The following is a 21,815-nucleotide window of genomic DNA, read 5'->3' as shown; positions in this document are numbered from 1 at the left end:
TGAGAAGTGAAGGGGCAGGCATGGGCAAGGGTGCCGCTATCGAGGATGATCTGCGTGCGCGGATCATCTCTCAGCCCGACGTCATCCTCGAGGATATCGACGTGATGCGCGCGCTCGTCTCGGCGAACGAACGGGCGCGCGGCGCGAACGTGGTGGACCTGCGGTCGGTGGCGATGGAACGGCTTGAGGCGCGCCTCGACCGGCTCGAGGACACCCACCGCAGCGTCATCGCCGCCGCCTACGAAAACCTCGCCAGCACCAACCAGGTGCACCGCGCGATCCTGCGGATGCTCGACTCGGACGATTTCGAGACGTTCCTCCACGACCTCGGCGGCGAGGTCGCGGACATCCTGCGCGTCGACACCCTGCGCCTCGTGCTCGAAACCGAGCGCGAGGACGACGACGACCCGGCCCTGCGCAAGCTGGGCGACGTGCTCTGCACCGCCGAGCCGGGCTTCGTCGACGCCTATATCGAGACCGGGCGCGACCGCGCCGGGCGGCAGGTCACCCTGCGCAAGCGCGACCGCGACGACGCGCGCATCTTCGGCGACCGCGCCTCCTGGGTCCGGTCCGAGGCCTGCCTGAGGCTCGACCTGGGCACCGGGCGGCTGCCCGGCATGCTGGCGCTCGGCTCCGAGGATGCCGAACGCTTCAGCCCCACCCACGGCACCGATCTGCTGTCGTTCTTCGCCAGCGTGTTCGAGCGCACCATGCGGCGCTGGCTGTCGTGATCTCGCCCGCCGCGCGCGACGCGCTCGAGGACTGGCTGGCCGGTCTCTCGGCGCTCGGCGGCGCGGCGCAGGCCACCCGCGACGCCTATCGCGCCGATGTCGTGGGCTGGCTGAGCTTCCTGCAAAACCACCTGGGCGGGCAGGCCGGGCTCGCCCCCCTCGCGCGGGTCACCGTCTCGGACATGCGCGCGTGGATGGCGCACGAACGCGCCCGCGGCGTCTCGGCCCGCTCGCTCGCACGCGAGCTGTCGGCGGTGAAGTCCTTCACCCGCTGGCTGGCCGAGCGCGAGGATTTCGATCCCACCGCCATCCTCTCGACCCGCTCGCCCAAGTTCCAGCGCAAGCTGCCCCGCCCCTTGGCCGAGGACGCCGCGCGGCAGGTGCTCGACACAGTCGAGCTGCAATCCGAGGTCCCCTGGATCGCCGCGCGCGACGTCGCCGTGGTCACGCTGCTTTACGGCTGCGGCCTGCGCATCTCCGAGGCGCTGTCGCTCACCGGCGCCGACCGGCCCCTGCCCGACACGCTGCGCATCACCGGCAAGGGCGGCAAGGAACGGCCCGTCCCGGTCCTGCCCGCCGCCCGCCGCGCGGTCGAGGCCTATGCCGCGCTCTGCCCCCACGACCTGTCTCCGGGCGAGCCGCTGTTTCGCGGCGTGCGCGGCGGCAAGCTGAACCCGCGCGTCATCCAGAAGGTGATGGAGCGCACGCGCCTCCAGCTCGGCCTGCCCGCCACCGCCACGCCCCACGCCCTGCGCCACTCGTTCGCGACCCACCTTCTGGGCGCGGGCGGCGACCTGCGCGCGATCCAGGAGCTTCTGGGGCACGCCTCGCTCTCGACCACGCAGGCCTATACGTCGGTCGACACCGCGCGGCTGATGGAGGTCTACGACAAGGCGCACCCCCGCTCATGAGCGCCACGCCGTCCCGCGCCGGGTCAGGCGGGAAGGCCGGAATTTGCCGGACATGGCGGCCTTGCACGCATGGAAATCGGCACCGTCGTTGCCGGTTATCAAGATCGCCGGAACGGACGCCAGCGGACAACTTGGGACGCCTGAATGCGAGCCCTCGGTGTCGCGACTTCCTCCGCCCCGGCGCAACCGACGCGCGGGCGAAGTGTTTGCGCAACGGCACCTTTTGCTTCATGAGGAACACATGACGCCCCAGCGCAGCGCCCTTCTCGTCCACCTGCTCACCGCCACGGGCGCGGTCTTCGCCATGCTTGCGATGCTCGCCGCCGCGCAGGACCAATGGGGCCTGATGTATGTCTGGCTGGTCGTGGCCTTCGCCGTCGACGGATTCGACGGCCCGCTGGCACGCAAGTACGAGGTCAAGACCAATTCGCCGCGCTACGACGGCGTGTTGATGGACCTGATCATCGACTACCTCACCTACGTCTTCATCCCGGCCTTCGCGCTGTTCGAATCCGACCTCCTCGAAGGCTGGACCGGCTGGATCGCGATCATCGTGATCACCTTCGGCAGCGTGCTGTATTTCGCCGATACAGGCATGAAGACGAAGGACAATTCCTTCGCGGGCTTTCCCGGCTGCTGGAACATGATGGTGGTGGTGATGTTTGCGCTCGAGCCGAATTTCTGGATCATCCTCGCCATCGTGGTGCTGCTGACGGTGGCGATGTTCCTGCCGCTGAAGTTCGTCCATCCGGTGCGAACCGAACGCTGGCGCCCGCTTACCCTGCCCCTCGCGCTCCTCTGGACCCTCCTGGCCATCCGCGCCGCCTGGGTCGACTTCGACACCGGCGTCTGGGTGAACTGGGGCCTCGCGTTGACCTCGATCTACCTGGTCCTCGCCGGCATCCTCCAGCAGGTGATCCCCGCGCGACGCTGACCGCCCAGCCCGCGGCAGCCGAGTCCGGGAGGCCGGTCGCGCCAACGGCTCGACAGGGTTCCCGCTCCCTTCAGCCGTCTAACGCCACCGCAAAGGGCAGAGCCCGGCCGCGGGTGGGGGCAAAGCGCCCGCAACCGGCGATAAGCACAAGGCACTACGACTCCTCCGCCGTCTCACACCACCCCAAAGGGCAGAGCCCGAGCGCGGGCGGGTGCGAAACGCCCGCCCACGGGGGCGGCCGGGCGCGGCCCGGGCCACGGGCCCGGGCGCAAGAGCGGAGAGACCGGCACTCCTACACATCCATCCCGAGCATCGCCCCCCTCCCCACCGTTTGCCATCCGCCCCGCCATCCGACAAGCTCCCGCCGAACCCGAACACGGAGGCCATCCCATGCGCATTCTCTTTACCGGCGGCAGCGGCAAGGCCGGGCGGCACGTCATCCCCTACCTGCTCGAACAGGGCCACCGCGTGGTGAACCTCGACCTCGCGCCGCTCGACCACCCTGGGGTGGACAACATCACCGCCGACATCACCGACTCGGGCCAGGTCTTCGGCGCGCTCACCTCCTACGCCGACCTCGACGAACTCAAACCCGGCACCGGCGTGCCCCGCTTCGATGCCGTGGTGCACTTCGCCGCCGTGCCGCGCATCCTGCTCAGGCCGGACGTGGAATGCTACCGCGTCAACACCATGGGCACCTACAACGTGATCGAGGCGGCGGTGAAACTCGGCATCCGCAAGGTCGTCTTCGCCTCGTCCGAGACGACCTACGGCATCTGCTTCGCCGACGGAGAGCGCAAGCCCGAGTACCTGCCCGTGGACGAAGAGCACCCGACCATCCCCGAGGACAGCTATGCCATGTCCAAGGTCTGCAACGAGGCGACGGGCCGCAGCTTCCAGCGCCGTTCCGGCTTCGACATCTACGCGCTGCGCATCAACAACGTGATCGAGCCGCACGAATACGAGCAGAACTTTCCCGCCTACATGGAAAACCCGGACCTCCGACGCCGCAACTTCTTCGCCTATATCGACGCCCGCGATCTCGGACAGATCGTCGACCTGTGCCTGAAGACCGACGGCCTGGGCTACCAGGTCTTCAACGCGGCGAACGACGGCCACTCGGTCAACCTCCCCACTTCCGAACTGATCGCGCGCTACTACGAGGGCGTGCCCGTGAAGCGCGAGATGGGCGAGGACGAGACCTTCTACTCGAACGCGAAAATCCGAGAGGTTCTGAGTTTCCGCCAACAGCACGACTGGCGCATGTACCTGACCGACCCGGAGGGCTGAGCGCCACCCGGACGGGCGCTCTTGCCGCCTCGGAAAGCTTCGGCTAACGCCCGTCCATGACCCATGCCACGACGATGCCCCGGCGGACCCTCGCGGGCCACGCTCGCGCCGCCCTCGCGCTTGGCCTGCCGCTGATCGGCAGCCACGTGGCGCAGTTCGCCATCACGCTGACCGACGCGATGATGCTGGGCTGGTACGACGTGCAGGCGCTCGCCGGGCAGGTGCTGGGCGGAACGATGTTCTTCGTGCTGTTCATCATGGGCTCGGGCTTCGCCTGGGCGGTGATGCCGATGATCGCCCACGCGGCCGGGGCGGGCGACGCGACGCAGGCGCGGCGGGTCACCCGCATGGGCCTGTGGCTCTCGCTCGCCTTCGGGGCGCTCTGCCTGCCTGCCTTTCTCGCCGCCGAGCCGATATTCCTCGCCGCAGGGCAGCAGCCCGGCACCTCCGCGCTCGCCGGCGACTACCTCCGCGTCGCGGGTTGGGCGATCTTCCCGGCGCTCGTGGTGATGGTGCTGAAAAGCTACCTCGCCGCGCTCGAGCGCACGCGCGTCGTCCTCTGGGTCACGCTGGGTGCGGTGGCGGTAAACGTGGTGGTAAACTAGGCGCTGATCTTCGGGCACTGGGGCTTTCCCGAGATGGGGGTGGTCGGCGCCGCCTGGGCCTCGCTCGCGGTCAACATGGTCTCGGTGATCCTGCTCGTGGGCTACGCTGTCTCTGCCACGCCCGAGCACACGCTCTTTCAGCGCTTCTGGCGCCCTGACTGCGAGGCGCTGGCCGACGTCTTCCGCCTCGGCTGGCCCATCGGCCTCACGAACCTGGCCGAGGTCGGGCTGTTCGCCGCCTCCTCGATCATGATGGGCTGGCTCGGGACGATCCCGCTGGCCGCCCACGGCATCGCGCTGCAGGTCTCGTCGGTGACCTTCATGGTGCACCTGGGCCTCTCGAACGCCGCCACCATCCGCGCCGGCAACGCCGCCGGGCGCGGCGATACCGAGGGCCTGCGCACCGGCGCCGCCGCGGTCACCGCGCTGTCGATGATCGCCGCGTTCCTGACGGTCGCGCTGTTCCTCGGCCTGCCCGAACCGCTCATCCACCTGTTCCTCAACCCCGCCGATCCCGACCGCGCGGCGGTCACCGCGATTGGCTCGGGCCTTCTCGCCGCCGCCGCGCTCTTCCAGGTGGTTGATGCCGGTCAGGTGATGGCGCTGGGCCTTCTGCGCGGGGTGCAGGACACCCGCGTTCCGATGCTAATCGGAGCCGTCAGCTACTGGGTCATCGGCATCAGTTGCAGCTACGCGCTGGGCTTCACGCTCGGCTGGGGCGGCGTCGGCATCTGGCTCGGCCTCGCCGCCGGCCTCGCCACCGCGGCGGTCCTGCTGAACTGGCGCTTCTGGACCCGCTTCGCCCGCGCCTGACTCCGGCAGCAAAGCGCCCCTGCCCCATCTTCGGTCCCTAAATATCCCCGCCGGAGGCACCGCGCCGCCCGCAGGGCGGCGCAATCAAGAACGAACAGACAGAACAATAGACCTGACCCTGACCATCCGAACCGGACGGGCCCCCGGCCCGGCCAGCGCCAGCCGTGCAGAATGAACGAAAAGTAACCTACCCGAACGGCCCCTCGGGATACCCCACCCCCACCAGGTACAACCCTTGCGGCGGTGCCACCGGCCCGCAGGCCGCGCGGTCCCGGGCTTCCAGGGCCGCCGCCACGTCCCCCGGCGACCACGCCCCCGAGCCGACCCGCTCCAGCGTGCCCACGAAACTCCGCACCTGGTTGTGCAGGAACGACCGCGCGCGGAAGCGGAAGCGGAATTCCGTTCCCACCGGCAGGGAAACCGCCTCCACCGACGCCTCGTCCAGCGTCTTCACCGGAGAGGTCGCCTGGCACATGGTCGAGCGGAACGTGGTGAAGTCGTGCCTGCCCACCAGCACCTCGGCGGCGGCCTGCATCGGCTCCAACGACAACTCGTGACGCACGTGCCAGGCCAGCCCCGCCTCGTGGGTCAGCGGCGCGCGCCGCGACACTAGGCGATACAGGTAACGCCGCTCCACCGCTGAGAACCGCGCGTGCCAGTCGTCCGCCACCCGCGCACAGGCGGTGATCGCCACCGGGTTCGGCCGCAGGTGATGGTTCAGCGCCTCCGACAGGCGGAACGGGTCCCACTCCTTGGCCAGGTCGCAATGCGCCACCTGCGCCGTCGCGTGCACGCCCGCGTCCGTGCGGCCCGCCGCGGCGATGCCGGGAGCGTCGGGTTCGAGCTTGCGGATCGCCTCCTCCACCGCCTGCTGGACGGAGGGGTGCTCGGACTGGCGCTGCCAGCCGGCGAAGGGGGCGCCGTGGTATTCGACTTGCAGGGCGAAGCGGGGCATGCGCGCGCCTCTAGCGTGCCGCGGCGGTCTTGGCAATCGCGCGGGCTGGAAGGGGGCGGCGCGGCCCCTTATGTTGGCCCTCGACGTCAGAAGGGGACAGCCACTTGATATTCGGCGACATCGCAGACGGGCTGACCCGCGGGGCGGAGCGGCTGCAATCCACCGTGTCCGAGGCATTTTTCGAGCCGGTGATCCGCCTCGGCGTCACCGGCCTCAGCCGCGCGGGCAAGACGGTGTTCATCACCTCGCTCGTCGCCAACCTGGTGAACCGGGGACGGATGCCGCAGCTCGTGGCGGCGGCCGACGGCGCGATCCGCACCGCCTATCTACAGCCGCAGCCCGACGACACGGTGCCGCGCTTCGACTATGAGACCCACCTCGCCGCGCTGACCGGTCCCGCGCCGCACTGGCCCGAGTCGACCCGCGCGATCAGCGAGCTGCGCCTTTCGTTGCGGGTGCAACCATCGGGCCTCCTCTCGGGCTTTCAGGGTCCGCGCACGGTGCACCTCGACATCGTGGATTACCCCGGCGAATGGCTGCTGGACCTCGGGCTGCTGGAAAAATCCTATGCCCAGTGGTCCGAGGACACGCTGAAACGCATCGCCGACCGCCCCGCAGCCGCCGCCTACTTGCGGCAGGCCGAGGAGGCGCGCGAAACGAAGGAGTGGGAAGAGCCGCAGGCCAAGGCGCTGGCGCGCGGCTTCACCGACTACCTTGCCGCCGCGCGCGTGGCCGGCTTCTCCGACCTCACCCCCGGCCGCTTCCTGCTGCCGGGCGAGATGGAGGGCTCTCCCGCCCTGACATTCGCGCCCCTCCCGCCCGAGGAAAACGCCCCTCGCAAGGGACTCTGGCGCGAGATGGAGCGGCGCTACGAGGCGTACAAGCGGCAGGTGGTCAAGCCGTTCTTCCGCGACCACTTCGCTCGTATCGACCGGCAGGTGGTGCTGGTCGACGCGCTCGAGGCGATCAACTCCGGACCCCGGGCAGTCGAGGATCTGCGCCGCACGCTGACCGACATCCTCTCGGCCTTCCGTCCGGGCCGAAACGCCTTCCTGTCGCAGATCTTCCTGGGCAAGCGGGTCGAGAAGATCCTGTTCGCCGCGACCAAGGCCGACCACCTGCACCACCGCCAGCACCCCCGCCTGACCGGGATCATGGAGGCGCTGGTCGCCGACGCCAAAAGCCGCGCCGACTTCGCCGGGGCCGAGACGGCGGCGATGGCCGTGGCCTCGCTGCGGGCGACGACCGAGGACAGCGTGGAGCATGACGGCCGCACCCTCGACGTGGTGCGCGGCGCGCTGCTCGAAGGCGGGAAACGCGCGGCGTTCCATCCGGGCGAGCTGCCCGAGGACCCGGCGCGCCTGCTGGTTCCCGCGCGCGAAGGGGCGGAGCGCTGGCTCGACGGCGACTACGCCGCGATGCGCTTCGCCCCGCAGCCGATCACGCTGAAACCGGGCGAGGGCCCGCCGCATATCCGCCTGGACCGCGCGGCTCAGTTCCTGATCGGGGACCGGCTGTGACGGGCGCGGCGAGTAACCCGTGGATTACGTTGCGCGACCCGCGTTCGCCCTTAGCGTGCACGTGCGACAGGAGGCTGCACCATGGCTGACCGCCACGGCCCCGTGCTGATCGAGGAAGACATCGGCGAGACGCCCAAAGCCTCTCCCGCCGACGTGCCGCCCGTGCCCGACATGGCGGTCGAGCCGCCAACGGGACAGGCGATGCAGACCATGGCCGCGCTCGCCGCGCGCCGCCCCTCGCGTCTTGCCCGCTGGTTCTGGCGCACCGCCGGGGCGCTGCTGGCCTTCATCGTCTCGGTCGCGGCATGGGAGGCGGTGACGGCGCTTCTTGCCGCGAACCCGCTGCTCGGCTACGTCGCGATGGCGCTGACAGGCGCGTTCCTGCTGGTCACGCTGCTGATCGTGATCAAGGAATGGGCGGCGCTGGCGCGGCTCGAGAGACTGGACCGGGTGCACAAGGCGGCCGAGGCGGCGCTGGTCGAAAACGATCTGGCCGAGGCGCGCAAGGTGACCGACCGGCTGGTGGCGCTCTATGCAGGCCGCGACGCTCTGGCCTGGGGGCGGCAGCGGATGGAGGAGCGGCGCGGCGACGTGTTCGACGCCGAGGGGCTGTTCCACATGGCCGAGGCCGAACTGCTGGCCCCTCTCGACCAGGCCGCCCGGCGCGAGGTCGAGGCGGCGGCGCGGCAGGTGGCGGCCGTCACTGCGCTGGTACCGCTGGCGCTGGCCGACGTGGCCACGGCGCTGGGGGCCAACCTGCGCATGATCCGCCGCATCGCCGAGATCTACGGCGGCCGCGGCGGCACGCTGGGGTCCTGGCGGCTGACGCGGGCGGTGATGACGCATCTCGTGGCGACCGGCGCGGTGGCGGTGGGCGACGACCTGATCCACTCGGTCGCGGGCGGCAGCCTGCTGACCCGCGTCTCGCGCCGCTTCGGCGAAGGCGTGGTCAACGGCGCGCTGACCGCCCGCGTCGGCGTCGCCGCGATCGAGGTCTGCCGTCCCCTGCCCTTCAAGGGCCAGCGCAGGCCGTCGGTGTCGCGCATCATCAGCCGTTCGCTGACGGGCCTCTTCCCCGGCCAGAAGGAGGGCTGAGGCAGCGAATTTTCGACGAAAATTCGCTGATCCGATTTTTCGACGAAAAATCGGGGTCCAACGTGTCTTGATCCAGAGCAAGGCGGGGGCGCACGTCCCCCGCGAAGGTGCGGCCAGCCAGGGGGAACTCAGCCATGTCCGACGCCAGCGCCACTGCCGCCACCGACGCCACGCCCACGCGCGGCTACCTGCGCGACACCGTCTATGGCGCCATCGACGGCGCGGTGACGACCTTCGCCATCGTGGCGGGCGTCGCCGGGGCCGGGCTGTCGGTCAAGGTGATCATCGCGCTGGGCCTGGCCAACGTGCTGGCCGACGGCTTCTCAATGGCCGCCGGCAACTACTCGGGCACCAAGGCCGAACTCGACGACCTGCGCCGCCTGCGCGACCTCGAGCAGCGCCGCTATGACGCCGCGCCCGGCGAGGGGCGGGGCGATCTGCGCGCGATCCTGCGGCGCAAGGGGCTGGCCGGGGCCGTGCTGGACGACGCGACCGAGGCCATCGCCAAGGATCGATCCGCCACGACCGAGATCTTGCTGGTCGACAAGCACGGCCTGTCGCCCGCCGAGCCGCACCCGATGCGGGCCGCGCTCGCGACCTTCGGCGCGTTCCTGCTCGCGGGCATGGTGCCGCTACTGCCGTTCGTGCTGGGCCTCGACGGCGCGTTCCGGCTGTCGGTGTGGTTCACGCTGGCGACCTTCTTCGCCATCGGCGCGCTCAAGAGCCGCTGGTCGCTGGCGCCCTGGTGGCGCTCGGGGGTCGAGACGCTGGCCATCGGCGGCCTGGCGGCGGGCATCGCCTACGTCGTCGGTTCTATGTTCGACACCTGAGCGTCTCTGGACGCTGGGGCCGCGCATGCCTATAACGCCGCCCATGACCCGGATATGCCCGATCATCCTGCGAATTAGCGGCCCGGCGCTCTGAGACACCGGAGCCGCCGGGACAAGGCGTCTGGACTTCCGCGCCGCTCTCACACCTCTCCACGCGACATTCCAAGGACGACACGTGATGTGCGCCGACACGCCTGACTACAAAGACACCCTGCACCTGCCGCAGACCGAGTTTCCCATGCGCGCGGGCCTGCCCAAGCGCGAGCCCGGCTGGCTGGAGCGGTGGGAGGAGATCGGGGTTTACGACCGCCTGCGGGAAAAGGAGGGGCGCGCGCCCTTCGTGCTGCACGACGGCCCTCCCTATGCCAACGGCCACCTGCACATCGGGCACGCGCTGAACAAGGTGCTCAAGGACATGGTGGTCCGCTCGCAGCAGATGATGGGCAAGGACGCCCGCTATATCCCCGGCTGGGACTGCCACGGCCTGCCGATCGAGTGGAAGATCGAAGAGCAGTACCGCAAGAAGGGCCTCGACAAGGACCGGGTGCCGGTCATCGACTTCCGCCAGGAATGCCGCCGCTTCGCCGAGGGCTGGATCGACGTCCAGCGCGACGAGTTCAAGCGGCTGGGCGTCACCGGCAAGTGGGAAAAGCCGTACCTGACCATGGACTTCCACGCCGAGCGCGTGATCGCCGAGGAGTTCATGAAATTCCTGATGAACGGCACGCTCTACCAAGGGTCCAAGCCCGTCATGTGGTCACCGGTGGAGAAGACCGCCCTGGCCGAGGCCGAGGTCGAGTACCACGACCACGAGAGCCACACGATCTGGGTGAAGTTCCCGGTGGTTGCGGCGAACATCATGCAGAATTCGCAGCCGATGAAGGCGCTAGAGGGCCCGGAGTGGGAGGAGCACAAAGCCGGAGCTCGGGAACAAGCCGCAGAACTTGAAGATGCACAGGTGGTCATCTGGACCACGACGCCCTGGACCATCCCGCAGAACCGGGCCGTCTGCTTTGGCCCCGGCATCTCGTACGGGCTCTACGAGGTCACGGGCACGCCCGAGGAATGCTGGGCGACCGCCGGCGACCGTTACCTGCTGGCCGATGCGCTGGCCGAGGAGGTGCTGGGCAAGGCGCGGCTCGACGATGACATGTGGCGGCGCGTCCGCGACGTGTCTGCCGACGAGCTGAAAAGGCTTGTCGCCGCCCACCCGCTGCGGGGCGTCGAGGGGGCCGAGGGCGAGTGGGACTTCGACGTGCCGCTTCTGCCGGGCGATCACGTGACCGACGACGCGGGCACTGGCTTTGTCCACACCGCGCCGAGCCACGGCGACGACGACTACAAGATTGGGCGCGAATACGGGCTGCCCATGACCTACAACGTCATGGAGGACGGCTCCTATCGCGAGAACCTGCCGCTCTTCGGCGGCAAGCGCATCCTCAAGCCGAACGGCAAGGAGGGCGACGCCAACAAGGCCGTCATCGACGCGCTGGTGCAGGCCGGGGCGCTGATCGCGCGGGGCAAGCTGAAGCACTCGTACCCGCATTCGTGGCGGTCGAAGGCGCCTCTGATCTATCGCAACACGCCGCAGTGGTTCGCGGCCATCGACCGCGAAGTGGGCGACGGCAAGGACCAGTACGGCAAGACGATCCGCGAACGCGCGCTGACCTCGATCGACGAACTGGTGACCTGGACGCCGCGCACCGGGCGCAACCGGCTTTACTCGATGATCGAGAACCGGCCCGACTGGGTGCTGTCGCGCCAGCGCGCCTGGGGCGTGCCGCTGACCTGCTTCGTGAAGAAGGGCGCCAAGCCGGACGAGCCGGACTTCCTGCTGCGCGATCCGGCGGTGAACGCGCGGATCGTGGAGGCGTTCGAGGCCGAGGGCGCGGACTGCTGGTACGCGGACGGCGCGAAGGAACGGTTCCTCGGGGGCGACCATGATGCCGAGCAGTACGAGCAGGTGTTCGACATCCTCGACGTCTGGTTCGACAGCGGCTCGACCCACGCCTTCGTCCTGCGCGACCGCGAGGACGGGTCCGAGGACGGGTTGGCCGACCTCTATCTCGAGGGCACGGACCAGCACCGGGGGTGGTTCCACTCGTCGATGCTGCAGGCCTGCGGCACCGTCGGGCGCGCGCCCTATCGCGGGGTGCTGACGCACGGCTTCACGCTCGACGCCAAGGGCAACAAGATGTCCAAATCGCTGGGCAACACCGTCGCGCCCGAGGACGTCACCAAGCAATACGGCGCGGACATCCTGCGGCTGTGGGTGGCGCAGTCGGACTATACCGCCGACCTGCGGATCGGGGACGAGATCCTCAAGGGCGTCGCCGACAGCTATCGCCGCCTGCGCAACACCCTGCGCTTCATCCTCGGCAACCTCGCCCACTTCCGCGAGGACGAGCGGGTGGAGGCGTCGGAGATGCCTGAACTCGAGCGCTGGGTGCTGCACCGGCTGGCCGAGCTCGACCGCACGGTGCGCGAGGGCTATGCCGCCTATGACTTCCAGGGGGTGTTCCAAGCGGTCTTCACCTTCGCGACGGTGGACCTGTCGTCGGTCTACTTCGACATCCGCAAGGACGCGCTTTACTGCGACGAGGACAGCCTGCGCCGGCGCGCGGCCCTGACCGTGCTGGACCTGCTGTTCCACCGCCTGACCACGTGGCTGGCCCCGGTGCTGGTGTTCACCATGGAAGAGGTCTGGCTGGAGCGGTTCCCGGGAGAGGCGAGCTCGGTGCACCTGGTGGATATCCCCGAGACGCCGGCGGCGTGGCTGGACCCCGCGCTCGCCGCGAAGTGGGAGCGGGTGCGCAAGGTGCGCCGCGTGGTGACCGCCGCGCTCGAGGTGCAGCGGCGCGACAAGGTGATCGGTGCCTCGCTCGAGGCCGCGCCGGTGGTGCATGTCGAGGAGGCCGAGACGCTGGAGGCGCTCAAGGGCGTGGCGTTCGAGGACATCTGCATCACCTCGGGGATCACCCTGACCGCCGATCCCAGCCCGCAGGAGGCGTTCCGCCTGCCGGAGGTGCCGGGCGTGGGCGTGGTGTTCGAGCGCGCCGAGGGCGAGAAGTGCCAGCGGTGCTGGAAAATCCTGCCCGACGTGGGCCGCCACGCGCATCCAGGGACCTGCGGCCGGTGCGCCGCGGCGCTGACCGAGATGGAGGTGCCGGCCTGAGGACCGGTGCGTCGCCGGGGACCGGCGGTGACATGAAGAAACGCCCGCATCCGGTTGGAGGCGGGCGTTTTTCGTTGGAGCGGGTTCGGGCTTGACAGGAGGCGCGGGGGGGTCGGTCGCCTGCCATTCCGGGGCGGCGCGCGTGTGGCGAGGAGTTGACGGGGGGCCGTCTGCCGCCCGGCGCCCTGCGGGCGCTCCCCCCGAGATTTGAGGACCGAAGATGGGGCGGGAGGCGCTGCGGGCGGGCGGGGCTGCGCGGGCGTGTCGCCGGTGTCGTGGCGGCGGGGCACTTTTCCCGGCGGAGCAAACCTGCTCTAATGCCCGGCACCATAATCAACCGAGCAGTGACAATGGCCGACGACCTTCTCGCGGGCGCTCCCGAGCCTTCTTACGACGCATCCTCCATCGAGGTTCTCGAGGGGCTGGAGCCCGTGCGCAAGCGGCCGGGGATGTATATCGGCGGCACCGACGAGCGGGCGCTGCACCACCTGGTGGCCGAGATCCTCGACAACTCGATGGACGAGGCGGTGGCGGGGCACGCCAACCGCATCGAGGTGGAGTTGCAGGCCGACTACTCGGTGACGATCCGCGACAACGGGCGCGGCATGCCGTTCGATCCGCACCCCAAGTTCCCCGGCAAGTCGGCGCTGGAGGTGATCCTGTGCACGCTGCACGCGGGCGGCAAGTTCTCGGGCAAGTCCTACCAGACCTCGGGCGGTCTGCACGGGGTGGGCGCCTCGGTGGTCAACGCGCTGTCGGACACGATGGTCGTGCAGGTCGCCCGCGACCGCAAGCTGGTGGAGCAGCGCTTTTCGCGTGGCATCCCGCAGGGCCCGGTCGAGGAGGTCGGGGCCGCGCCGAACCGGCGCGGGACGACCGTGACCTTCCACGCCGACGAGGAGATATTCGGGCATCACCGGTTCAAGCCCGCGCGGCTTCTGAAGATGGTGCGGTCCAAGGCCTACCTCTTCTCGGGCGTCGAGATCCGCTGGAAGTCGGCGATCGACGACGGCGAGACGCCGAAGGAGGCGACGTTCCACTTCCCCGGCGGTCTTGCCGATTACCTGGGCGAGACGCTGGGCAGCGCGGCGGTCTATGCCGACCGGCCCTTCGCCGGGAAAGTGTCGTTCCAGGAGAAGTTCGACCGGCCCGGCAGCGTCGAGTGGGCGATCAACTGGACGCCGTCGCGCGACGGCTTCATCCAGTCCTACTGCAACACCGTTCCGACCCCCGAGGGCGGCACCCACGAGGCCGGGTTCTGGGCGGCGATCCTGAAGGGCATCCGCGCCTACGGCGAGTTGGTGAACAACCGCAAGGCCGCGCAGATCACGCGCGAGGATCTGACCTCGGGCGGCTGCGCGCTGGTGTCGTGCTTCATCCGCGAGCCTGAGTTCGTGGGCCAGACCAAGGATCGGCTCGCCACCACCGAGGCGCAGAAGCTGGTCGAGGGCGCGGTGCGCGACCACTTCGACAACTGGCTGGCGGCGGACACGAAGTCGGCGGGCGCGATCCTCGACTACCTGGTGCTCAAGGCCGAGGAGCGGCTGCGGCGGCGGCAGGAGAAGGAGACCGCGCGGAAGTCGGCGACCAAGCGGCTGCGGCTGCCGGGCAAGCTGGTGGATTGCTCGACCTCGGCGCGCGAGGGCACGGAGCTCTTCATCGTCGAGGGCGACTCGGCCGGCGGCTCGGCCAAGATGGCGCGCGAGCGCAAGACGCAGGCGCTGCTGCCGCTCAGGGGCAAGATCCTCAACGTGCTGGGGGCCGCGTCGTCGAAACTGGGATCGAACGCCGAGATCAACGACCTGTGCCAGGCGCTCGGCGTCGGGATGGGGACGAAGTTCAACATCGACGACCTGCGCTACGACAAGATCATCATCATGACGGACGCCGACGTGGACGGGGCACACATCGCGTCGCTGCTGATGACGTTCTTCTTTTCGCAAATGCGGCCGATGATCGACGCCGGGCACCTGTACCTGGCCTGCCCGCCCCTCTTCCGCCTGACGCAGGGGGCCAAGCGGGTCTATTGCCTGGACGAGGCCGAGAAGGACGCCTGGCTGAAGAAGGGTTTGGGCGGCAAGGGGAAGATCGACGTGTCGCGCTTCAAGGGCCTGGGCGAGATGGATCCCAAGGACCTGAAGGAGACGACGATGGACCCGAATTCGCGCAAGCTGATCCGGGTGTCGATCGACGAGGACGAGCCGGGCGAGACCAGCGACCTGGTCGAGCGGCTGATGGGCAAGAAGCCCGAGCTGCGGTTCCAGTACATCAGCGAGAACGCGAAGTTCGTGGAGGAGCTGGACGTGTGAGGCGGCCGGGTCCGGCTTGAGGAAGACGCAGGCGGCTCCTTCGGGGGCCGCCTTTCGTTATGCTGGATGGTGGAGCGCCGGGCGCGCGCCTGCCCGTGAAGTGGCGCCGCGCGGGGGGAGCGGCGCGCTTTATGGTGTCCAGGTCGGGGCTTCGGTCGAGCGGAGCGCTTGGGTGGCCAAAGCGCCAGCCCGTGGGGACGGGCAGGCGCGCCCCCGGCGCCTTCGGCTCGTTTCCGGGCGGCAGTGCGGCTGCGCAGGCGTGGGATGCGGAAGCGATTGGTAGCAGTGAGCTGATCCGTGACTGAGCCCGGCAGTCCCGAAACGGCCTGCGTCCTCACTGCGCCGGGTGAGGGCCTCCCCCGGGATGGCGCCGCGCGTAGTGAGCAGCGCAATTCATAGCGGCCAACTCCTCGACGAGGCCGAGCGGCGCGCGCTGGCGGCCAAAGCGCCAGCCCGTGGGGACGGGCAGGCGCTCGCCCGGCGCCTTCGGCTTGATTCCGGGCGGGATGCGCTTGAGGTGGCGCAGCGTGCGGGGGCGGTCGCTGGCGACTTGGCGCACCGGGGACGCCGCTCGGATTCGCGGCCCGACCTTTCTGCCTCCTCCGAGGTTCGAAAACGCTGCTAACCGCCCTCTCCCAAGCGCTCGACGTAGCGGGCCAGCGCCAGCGCCCGTTCGGGAACGCGGACGCCGCCTTCGGGAGTGTCGAGCACGGTGAGGTCGCCGCCGATGTCGCCCCAGAAGCGGGGCATGGCGCCGTGGGCGTCGGGGCGGTCGCGGCCCAGAAGAGTCGAGACGACGTAGGCGGTGGGGAACGGGCCCCCGTTGCGGGTGGCCAGCGTGCGCAGGTCTGGCACCGGGCGCGGCCAGTCGCGAGCCGTCGGGCCGGTGCCGCTGCCGTCGGCGCCGTGGCACCCGGCGCAGAAGGCGGCATAGTCCTGCCGCGCCGTCCGCTCCTCCTGCCCGCAGGCCGCGAGCAGCGCCGCCGTTGCCGCCAGGGCCGTCCATGCCGCCATTCTTCGCATCTACTCCGCCTCCTCAACGTCTTGGCCGCGCCGGTGCGCCCGGCTCTCGCCAGAGGGTAACGCGGGCGCTAGGATTTCGCCATGCTGCGCCTTCTTTGCCTCGTGATCGCGCTTGCCGGATGCGGTCGGCCGCTGACGGACGTGGAGCGCGCCTTCGCGGACACTCTGCACGGCCCCGCGCTGAACGCCGACGCGGTACGGGTGGCGCGGGTGCCCCTGATCGACCGCTTCAAGATGGAGCGCCCGCCGCGTCCGCAGGTCGCCTGCCGCGAGCGCATCCATCCGCCCGAGACGGGACCGGTGGTGCGCGCCTCGGTCGCGGGGATCGTGCTGTTCGAGACGCTCTTCGCCTCGCACCCGGCGTGGCGGGAGGACTACCTGGCGGGCTACCCCGACACGCTGCCGCTGCGCGAGGCGATGTTCCTGGGCCACGAGCTGACCCATGTCTGGCAGTGGCAGAACCGGCGTCTGACGGGGTATCACCCGCTGCGCGCGGCGGCCGAGCATAAGCCGGGGGACGATCCCTACCTCTTCGCGGTGGCGCTGGACCGGCCGTTCTTCGACCACGGCTACGAGCAGCAGGCGGCGCTGGTCGAGGAATACGTCTGCTGCCGCGCGCTGGACCCCAAGGGCGCACGGACCGCGCGGCTGCGCGAATTGCTGCGCCCGGTCTTTCCCGCGCTCGCCCGCGACAGCCGGGTGCCGCGTGACGCGGTGCGGCTGCCGCCGGACGCGCCGAAGACGGCGGGGATCTGCGGCTAGATCGGCTCCTGCAGTTCTTGCAGATAGGCGATGAGGTCCGCGATCCCCTGCCCCATCACGATGGGCTGCCCGCTGGTGTCCTGGAGGATGACCGACCCGCCCTGGTCGAAGACGTCGCCGTAGAAGGGCATCGGCCCGCCATGGGCCATCACGGGGTCGCGGCCGTCGATCTGGCGGGCGACGCGGAAGACCGGGAAGGCGCCGTCGTTGCGCGCCGCCAGAGTGGTGAGGTCGGCGGGCGGGATCGTCAGCAGGTCGCGGATGGGCCCGTCGCCCTGCGCCTCGGCCCCGTGGCACGAGACGCAGTAGGTGGCGAAGAGCGCCGCGCCCTCGGCCGGGTCCTGCGCCGTGGCCGGACCGGCGGCGAGCGCGGCGAGCAGAGCGGTACGGTAGAGCATGGGGGCCTCCTGATCGGGGGATGTCGATCCCGCCACTGTCGTGCGGGCCGCCGGGCCCCGCCTTGATCCGCGTCAACGCGCCGCCGCGCGCTTTCCGTTGGGGAAGGCTGCACTATCTGGCGCAGTCATGCGGATGTTGATCTTTCTTCTCGCGCTTGTCGCCGCCGCGCCCCTGCGGGCGCAGGACGTCGAGGTGGAACTGGTGCTGCTGGCGGATTCCTCGGGCTCGATCGACGCCGAGGAGATCCGGTTCCAGCGGCAGGGCTATGCCGACGCCATCACCGACCCGCGCGTGGTCGAGACGATCACCAGCACCGCCTATGGCCGCATCGCGCTGACCTATGTCGAATGGGCGCGCGAGGGACAGGAGGACGTGGTGGTGCCCTGGACGATCATCGCCGGCCCCGAAGACGCGGCGCGCTTCGCCGAGGCGCTGATCGTACCACCGCGCCGGGCGTTCGGGCGCAACTCGATCGGTTCGGCGCTGCTGACCGGCAAGCGGCTGATCGAGGAAAACCACATCGAGGGCTGGCGCAAGGTCATCGACATCTCGGGCGACAGCGCCAACAACTGGAACGGCCCCTCGATCGAGGAGGCGCGGGCCGAGGTTCTGGCGGCCGGCATCGTGATCAACGGCCTGCCGATCCTGTGCCGCGACTGCCTCGTCCCGTGGTCGGACGACGGTCTTGAGCGGGAATACGAGGAGCGGATCATCGGCGGCCCCGGGTCGTTCGTCGTGGCCGCCACCGGGCCGGAGGACTTCGCCGATGCCGTCCGCCGCAAGCTGATCCTCGAAATCGGCGGGCGGATGCCCGGGACGGACGTGGCGCGGCGCTAGGGCGTGGACGCACGGCGCCGGGGCCCGGCCGTCAGGAAACCCGCCCCTCGGTCAGGTGCACCGTCCGGTCCATGCGCGCGGCCAGCTCGAGGTTGTGCGTGGCGATGACGGCGGCCAGGCCGGTCTCCCGCACCAGTTTCATCAGCGCCGCGAACACCGTGTCAGACGTCGTGGGATCGAGGTTGCCCGTCGGCTCGTCCGCCAGCAACAGACGCGGGGCATTGGCCAGCGCCCGGCAGAAGGCGACGCGCTGCTGCTCGCCGCCCGAGAGCGCCGAGGGGCGGTGCTCGGCCCGGTGGTCGACGCCGACGCTGGCCAGAAGCTCGGTCGCACGCGCGCGGGCGGCACGGTCGGGGGTTCCATTGGCCAGTTGTGGCAGGGTGACGTTCTCGAGCGCCGTGAACTCGGGCAGGAGATGGTGGAACTGGTAGACAAAGCCGATCTCGGCCCGCCGCGCGCGGGTGCGGCGGCGGTCGCCGAGATCCGTCATGTCGCGCCCGCCGAGCCGGACCCGGCCCGTGTCGGCGGTGTCGAGCAGGCCCGCGATGTGCAGAAGCGTGGACTTGCCCGCGCCCGAGGGCGCGACGAGCGCCACGACCTCGCCCGGCTCGACGGTCAGCGAGGCGCCGCGCAGCACCTGCACCTCGTTTGGGCGGCCGCGGTTGTAGACCTTCTCGATCGCGTCGAGGTGGAGGGCGTAATCGGTCACTTGGGACGGCTCCGGGTGGCGGGTGGGAGGTGCCGACCGCCGCTGCGCGCCGACGAGAGGGCGGCGCCCGGCCGCGGGAGGGCGCGGAAGCGTCCGTCCGGCGGGGCGGCCGGGCGCGGCCCGGACCGTTGGCCGGGGCGGGCGTTTGGCGCGGGGCAGCAAGGTTGGCTGGCGCTTCGCGTGTGGCGCGGGGTCGACGGGGGGCTGTCTGCCCCCCGGCGCCCTGCGGGCGCTCCCCCCGAGGATATTTCTGGACCGAAGATGCGGGCGGGGTGGTGCGTTCGGTCACTCATAGCGCAGGGCCTCGACCGGGTTCATGCGGGCGGCGCGGCGGGCGGGGAAGAGGGTGACGACGAAGCTGAGGCCCAGCGAGAGGACGATGGCGGCGAGAACGTCTGCCACCTCGAGCTTGGCGGGCAGCGCGTAGATGCCGCGGATCGACGGATCCCAGACGCCGCCGCCCATGACATAGTTCACCGCCGAGAATATCGGATCGATGTAGACAGCGAAGAGGCAGCCGAGGATCACGCCGCCGAGCGTGCCCAGAATGCCGGTCATCGCGCCGCAGATGAAGAAGACGCGTAGCACGGAGCCCTCGGTCAGGCCGATGGTGCGCAGGATGCCGATGTCGCGGCCCTTGTTCTTCACCAGCATGATCAGGCCCGAGACGATGTTCATCGCGGCGATCAGCACCAGGATCGACAGGATCACGAACATCACGTTGTCCTCGACGTCGAGCGCGCGCAGGAAGGCGCCCGAGCTGTCGCGCCACGTCCAGAAGAGGGTGCCGTCGCCGGCCGCGGCGCTGATCGGGCCGATGTAGCGGTCGATCTGCTCGGGATCCTCGACGAAGACCTCGATCTCGTCGGCGGCGCCTTCGCTGTTGAAATAGGTCTGCGCCTCGGAGAACGGCATGTAGACGCGGGTCTGGTCGATGTCGTAGCGCCCGGCGGTGAAGATGTAGGTGATCTCGTAGGTCGACACGCGCGGCGAGGTGCCGAAGGCGGTCTTCACCCCGTCGGGCGAGATCAGGCGGATGCGGTCGCCGACGCCCACGCCGAGATCGCGCGCCACGCCCGAACCCACCGCCACGCCTTCGGGGAAGCGGGCGATGTCGCCGCGCGCCTCCTCGGGCTGGGCGACGCGGGGGATGGTCTGCAGGTCCTCGGGCGCGATGCCGTAGACGGCGACGCCGGTATTGGCCCCTTGCGCGTTGGCCATGACCTGCCCGCGCACCAGCGGGGCGGCGCGGGTGACGCCGGGGACGGCGCGGATACGCTCGGCCATCTCGGCATAGTTGGGGATGTCGCGGGTGGTCTGGCCGGTCTCGCTGACGCGGGTCTGGCTGTAGACGGTGACGTGGGCGTTGGAGCCGAGGATGGTGTCCACGAACTCCTCGCGGAAGCCCGAGCGCACGGCGAGCGTGGCGATCAGGGCGAATACGGCGAGGGTGATGCCGATCAGGCTGATCCAGGTCATTACGCTGACCCCGCCCTCGGCGCGCCGGGCGCGGAGATAGCGCCAGGCGATCATCCATTCGAAACGGGAAAACGGGGCGGTCGTGCCGGCCAAGGGTACGCTCCTGTGAGTGGCGCGGGGAGTTAGCGGGGGTCGGGGCGCGGGGTCAAGCGAACTGCCGCCCGAAGATCACCCGGCGCAGGCCGTAGAGAAGCCCGGCGACCAGCCCCCAGCCCGCCGCGAAGCCGAGCCCGGCGCAGACCACGCCGGCGGGCGTGACGGGAACGGCCGGCGAGAAGTCGTCGGCGGTGCGCTGAACGAGCGTGGTGTCGCGGAAACGCCAGGGCTGGGCGAGGCGTTCGAGCGGGCCGGCCTGGGCGAGGCGGTCGTAGTCCTGCGACAGGCGTTCGTAGCGGCGGATCGAGGTGGCCATCGTCTCGCGCAGCTCGTCGGTGACGGCGTTGCCGCGGACCTGGCTCAGCGCCTCTTCGCGGGTCAGACCGGCGGCGGTGGCGGTGGTGTCGAAGGCGACGACCACGCCGCGCAGCTCATCCAGTGCGCCGGAGAGGCGCTGGAGGTATTGCTGCGAGAACTCGGGGAACTGCGACAGGCCGAGCGCGCCCGCCAGTCCGCCCGCCAGTGCCAGTGTCCGGATCATCCGTGCCTCTCTGCCCTGCGGTCTGCCGCCGCCTGCCCGCACGATACCAACCGCGCGCGGCGCTGGCCAGTTGGCCGGTGCGACAAGGTGCGCCCCAGCGGAAACCCGATGGCGCGCCAGGTGTTCGTCTGCCCGAAGGGAGACACGACATGGCGAATGCAAAACGGACGGACCCGAAGCTCTGGGAGAAGGTGAAGAAGGAGATTACCGAGAGCGACAAGGGCGGCGACCCCGGCCAGTGGTCGGCGCGCAAGGCCCAGATGGCGGTGCAGGAATACAAGAAACGCGGCGGCGGCTACGACGACAGCGGCGGCGCGAAGCAGAAGAACACCGACCTGCACAAGTGGACCGAGGAGGAGTGGGGCACCAAGTCCGGCGGCCAGAGCGGCGAGACCGGCGAGCGATATCTGCCCAAGAAGGTGCGGATGCTGCTGACCGAGGAGGAATATGCCCGCTCGACCCAGAAGAAGAAGGCCGCGGACAAACAGTTCGTGAACCAGCCGAAGGACGTTCAGGAGAAGGTCGCGCAGATCAAGAAGAACGGTCCAACCAAGAAGATGCTGGACGAGCGGGCCGCCGATCTTGGCATCGAGGGGCGGTCGAAGATGTCGAAGGACAAGCTGCTGCGCGAGATCGACAAGGCCACCGACAGGAACGGGCGCGGCAAGGGATCGCGCGCCGCGCTCGAGGAGATGTCGAAGCAGGAGCTTTACGACATGGCCCAAGACAAGGACGTCGAGGGCCGGTCGCAAATGAGCAAGTCGGACCTGGTGCAGGCGCTGGCTTCGTGAGCCAGCGCCA

General features: G+C 69.9%; 18 protein-coding genes and 1 pseudogene. 13 read left to right on the top strand and 6 right to left on the bottom strand.

The window, feature by feature from the left end; genetic code table 11:
- The first annotated feature begins 20 nt into the window (after window positions 1-20).
- The 5 genes and pseudogenes from BM162_RS05905 (at window position 21) to BM162_RS05885 (ending at window position 5,284) form a co-directional block, all read left to right on the top strand.
- Window positions 21-731, top strand: a complete 711-nt coding sequence (locus BM162_RS05905; RefSeq protein WP_093419062.1) for a DUF484 family protein — start codon at window positions 21-23, stop codon at window positions 729-731.
- Entirely contained in the window at window positions 728-1,642 is a 915-nt protein-coding gene (locus tag BM162_RS05900; protein WP_093419061.1) for a tyrosine recombinase XerC, read from the top strand. The genes BM162_RS05905 and BM162_RS05900 overlap by 4 nt, the downstream gene beginning before the upstream one ends.
- Window positions 1,643-1,883: 241 nt before the next feature.
- On the top strand, window positions 1,884-2,576 hold the full coding sequence (locus tag BM162_RS05895) for a CDP-alcohol phosphatidyltransferase family protein (RefSeq protein ID WP_093419060.1): 693 nt from the start codon (window positions 1,884-1,886) through the stop codon (window positions 2,574-2,576).
- A gap of 390 nt (window positions 2,577-2,966) precedes the next feature.
- Window positions 2,967-3,866 carry an NAD-dependent epimerase/dehydratase family protein gene (locus BM162_RS05890; RefSeq protein ID WP_093419059.1) on the top strand — a complete coding sequence of 300 codons (900 nt, stop codon included), beginning with the start codon at window positions 2,967-2,969 and terminating at the stop codon, window positions 3,864-3,866.
- 74 nt (window positions 3,867-3,940) lie between these two features.
- A pseudogene (locus tag BM162_RS05885) lies at window positions 3,941-5,284 on the top strand (MATE family efflux transporter).
- Between the two features lie 187 nt (window positions 5,285-5,471).
- On the opposite strand, the gene truA reads toward BM162_RS05885, so the two are convergent.
- Window positions 5,472-6,239, bottom strand: a complete 768-nt coding sequence (gene truA / locus BM162_RS05880; RefSeq protein WP_093419058.1) for a tRNA pseudouridine(38-40) synthase TruA — start codon at window positions 6,237-6,239, stop codon at window positions 5,472-5,474.
- 104 nt (window positions 6,240-6,343) lie between these two features.
- Here truA and BM162_RS05875 point away from each other — a divergent pair, with 104 nt between their 5' ends.
- From BM162_RS05875 to parE, 5 genes are all read left to right on the top strand, one after another.
- A complete protein-coding gene (locus BM162_RS05875; RefSeq protein ID WP_093419055.1) occupies window positions 6,344-7,759 on the top strand; it encodes a YcjX family GTP-binding protein in 1,416 nt (471 codons plus the stop codon).
- An 81-nt stretch (window positions 7,760-7,840) separates the two neighbouring features.
- A complete protein-coding gene (locus tag BM162_RS05870; RefSeq protein ID WP_093419052.1) occupies window positions 7,841-8,854 on the top strand; it encodes a YcjF family protein in 1,014 nt (337 codons plus the stop codon).
- 134 nt (window positions 8,855-8,988) lie between these two features.
- Window positions 8,989-9,684: a VIT1/CCC1 transporter family protein gene (locus BM162_RS05865; protein ID WP_093419030.1), complete on the top strand. Its 696-nt coding sequence runs from the start codon at window positions 8,989-8,991 to the stop codon at window positions 9,682-9,684.
- A gap of 178 nt (window positions 9,685-9,862) precedes the next feature.
- Window positions 9,863-12,859 (top strand): isoleucine--tRNA ligase, encoded by a 2,997-nt coding sequence (ileS, locus tag BM162_RS05860; RefSeq protein WP_093419028.1) that lies wholly within the window; start codon window positions 9,863-9,865, stop codon window positions 12,857-12,859.
- A 350-nt stretch (window positions 12,860-13,209) separates the two neighbouring features.
- Window positions 13,210-15,168 (top strand): DNA topoisomerase IV subunit B, encoded by a 1,959-nt coding sequence (gene parE, locus BM162_RS05855; RefSeq protein WP_093419025.1) that lies wholly within the window; start codon window positions 13,210-13,212, stop codon window positions 15,166-15,168.
- A gap of 621 nt (window positions 15,169-15,789) precedes the next feature.
- On the opposite strand, the gene BM162_RS05850 is transcribed toward parE, so the two are convergent.
- A complete protein-coding gene (locus tag BM162_RS05850; protein ID WP_093419023.1) occupies window positions 15,790-16,182 on the bottom strand; it encodes a c-type cytochrome in 393 nt (130 codons plus the stop codon).
- A 90-nt stretch (window positions 16,183-16,272) separates the two neighbouring features.
- Between BM162_RS05850 and BM162_RS05845 the strand changes: the two genes are divergently transcribed.
- Window positions 16,273-16,953: a hypothetical protein gene (locus tag BM162_RS05845; protein WP_093419020.1), complete on the top strand. Its 681-nt coding sequence runs from the start codon at window positions 16,273-16,275 to the stop codon at window positions 16,951-16,953.
- On the opposite strand, the gene BM162_RS05840 is transcribed toward BM162_RS05845, so the two are convergent.
- A complete protein-coding gene (locus tag BM162_RS05840) occupies window positions 16,950-17,351 on the bottom strand; it encodes a c-type cytochrome (protein WP_093419017.1) in 402 nt (133 codons plus the stop codon). The two genes, BM162_RS05845 and BM162_RS05840, sit on opposite strands and share 4 nt — an antisense overlap.
- A gap of 127 nt (window positions 17,352-17,478) precedes the next feature.
- Between BM162_RS05840 and BM162_RS05835 the strand changes: the two genes are divergently transcribed.
- Window positions 17,479-18,189: a DUF1194 domain-containing protein gene (locus BM162_RS05835; RefSeq protein WP_093419014.1), complete on the top strand. Its 711-nt coding sequence runs from the start codon at window positions 17,479-17,481 to the stop codon at window positions 18,187-18,189.
- Window positions 18,190-18,220: 31 nt separating this feature from the next.
- Here BM162_RS05835 and BM162_RS05830 read toward each other — a convergent pair whose 3' ends face one another.
- From BM162_RS05830 to BM162_RS05820, 3 genes are all read right to left on the bottom strand, one after another.
- Window positions 18,221-18,898, bottom strand: coding sequence for an ABC transporter ATP-binding protein (locus BM162_RS05830; RefSeq protein ID WP_093419012.1), 678 nt, complete (start codon window positions 18,896-18,898; stop codon window positions 18,221-18,223).
- Window positions 18,899-19,183: 285 nt separating this feature from the next.
- Complete coding sequence (locus tag BM162_RS05825) at window positions 19,184-20,470, bottom strand: lipoprotein-releasing ABC transporter permease subunit (RefSeq protein WP_093419009.1); 1,287 nt, start codon at window positions 20,468-20,470, stop codon at window positions 19,184-19,186.
- A 52-nt stretch (window positions 20,471-20,522) separates the two neighbouring features.
- Complete coding sequence (locus tag BM162_RS05820; RefSeq protein WP_093419006.1) at window positions 20,523-21,014, bottom strand: DUF2937 family protein; 492 nt, start codon at window positions 21,012-21,014, stop codon at window positions 20,523-20,525.
- Between the two features lie 149 nt (window positions 21,015-21,163).
- Between BM162_RS05820 and BM162_RS05815 the strand changes: the two genes are divergently transcribed.
- The gene (locus BM162_RS05815) at window positions 21,164-21,805 is read left to right on the top strand and encodes a Rho termination factor N-terminal domain-containing protein (RefSeq protein WP_093419003.1); all 642 of its coding nucleotides are present in this window, start codon (window positions 21,164-21,166) and stop codon (window positions 21,803-21,805) included.
- Window positions 21,806-21,815 lie beyond the last annotated feature (10 nt).

It is taken from the genome of Tranquillimonas alkanivorans (assembly GCF_900115595.1).
GTDB classification, from domain to species: domain Bacteria; phylum Pseudomonadota; class Alphaproteobacteria; order Rhodobacterales; family Rhodobacteraceae; genus Tranquillimonas; species Tranquillimonas alkanivorans.
This window is presented reverse-complemented; position numbering and strand designations above follow the sequence as displayed.

Bases quoted from the DNA above. Each gene is read 5' to 3' on its own strand.
- BM162_RS05905 (WP_093419062.1), top strand. From the start codon at position 21: ATGGGCAAGGGTGCCGCTATCGAGGATGATCTGCGTGCGCGGATCATC.
- BM162_RS05895 (WP_093419060.1), top strand. From the start codon at position 1,884: ATGACGCCCCAGCGCAGCGCCCTTCTCGTCCACCTGCTCACCGCCACG.
- BM162_RS05890 (WP_093419059.1), top strand. From the start codon at position 2,967: ATGCGCATTCTCTTTACCGGCGGCAGCGGCAAGGCCGGGCGGCACGTC.
- truA (WP_093419058.1), bottom strand. From the start codon at position 6,239: ATGCCCCGCTTCGCCCTGCAAGTCGAATACCACGGCGCCCCCTTCGCC.
- BM162_RS05870 (WP_093419052.1), top strand. From the start codon at position 7,841: ATGGCTGACCGCCACGGCCCCGTGCTGATCGAGGAAGACATCGGCGAG.
- BM162_RS05865 (WP_093419030.1), top strand. From the start codon at position 8,989: ATGTCCGACGCCAGCGCCACTGCCGCCACCGACGCCACGCCCACGCGC.
- ileS (WP_093419028.1), top strand. From the start codon at position 9,863: ATGTGCGCCGACACGCCTGACTACAAAGACACCCTGCACCTGCCGCAG.
- parE (WP_093419025.1), top strand. From the start codon at position 13,210: ATGGCCGACGACCTTCTCGCGGGCGCTCCCGAGCCTTCTTACGACGCA.
- BM162_RS05850 (WP_093419023.1), bottom strand. From the start codon at position 16,182: ATGGCGGCATGGACGGCCCTGGCGGCAACGGCGGCGCTGCTCGCGGCC.
- BM162_RS05845 (WP_093419020.1), top strand. From the start codon at position 16,273: ATGCTGCGCCTTCTTTGCCTCGTGATCGCGCTTGCCGGATGCGGTCGG.
- BM162_RS05840 (WP_093419017.1), bottom strand. From the start codon at position 17,351: ATGCTCTACCGTACCGCTCTGCTCGCCGCGCTCGCCGCCGGTCCGGCC.
- BM162_RS05835 (WP_093419014.1), top strand. From the start codon at position 17,479: ATGCGGATGTTGATCTTTCTTCTCGCGCTTGTCGCCGCCGCGCCCCTG.
- BM162_RS05820 (WP_093419006.1), bottom strand. From the start codon at position 21,014: ATGATCCGGACACTGGCACTGGCGGGCGGACTGGCGGGCGCGCTCGGC.
- BM162_RS05815 (WP_093419003.1), top strand. From the start codon at position 21,164: ATGGCGAATGCAAAACGGACGGACCCGAAGCTCTGGGAGAAGGTGAAG.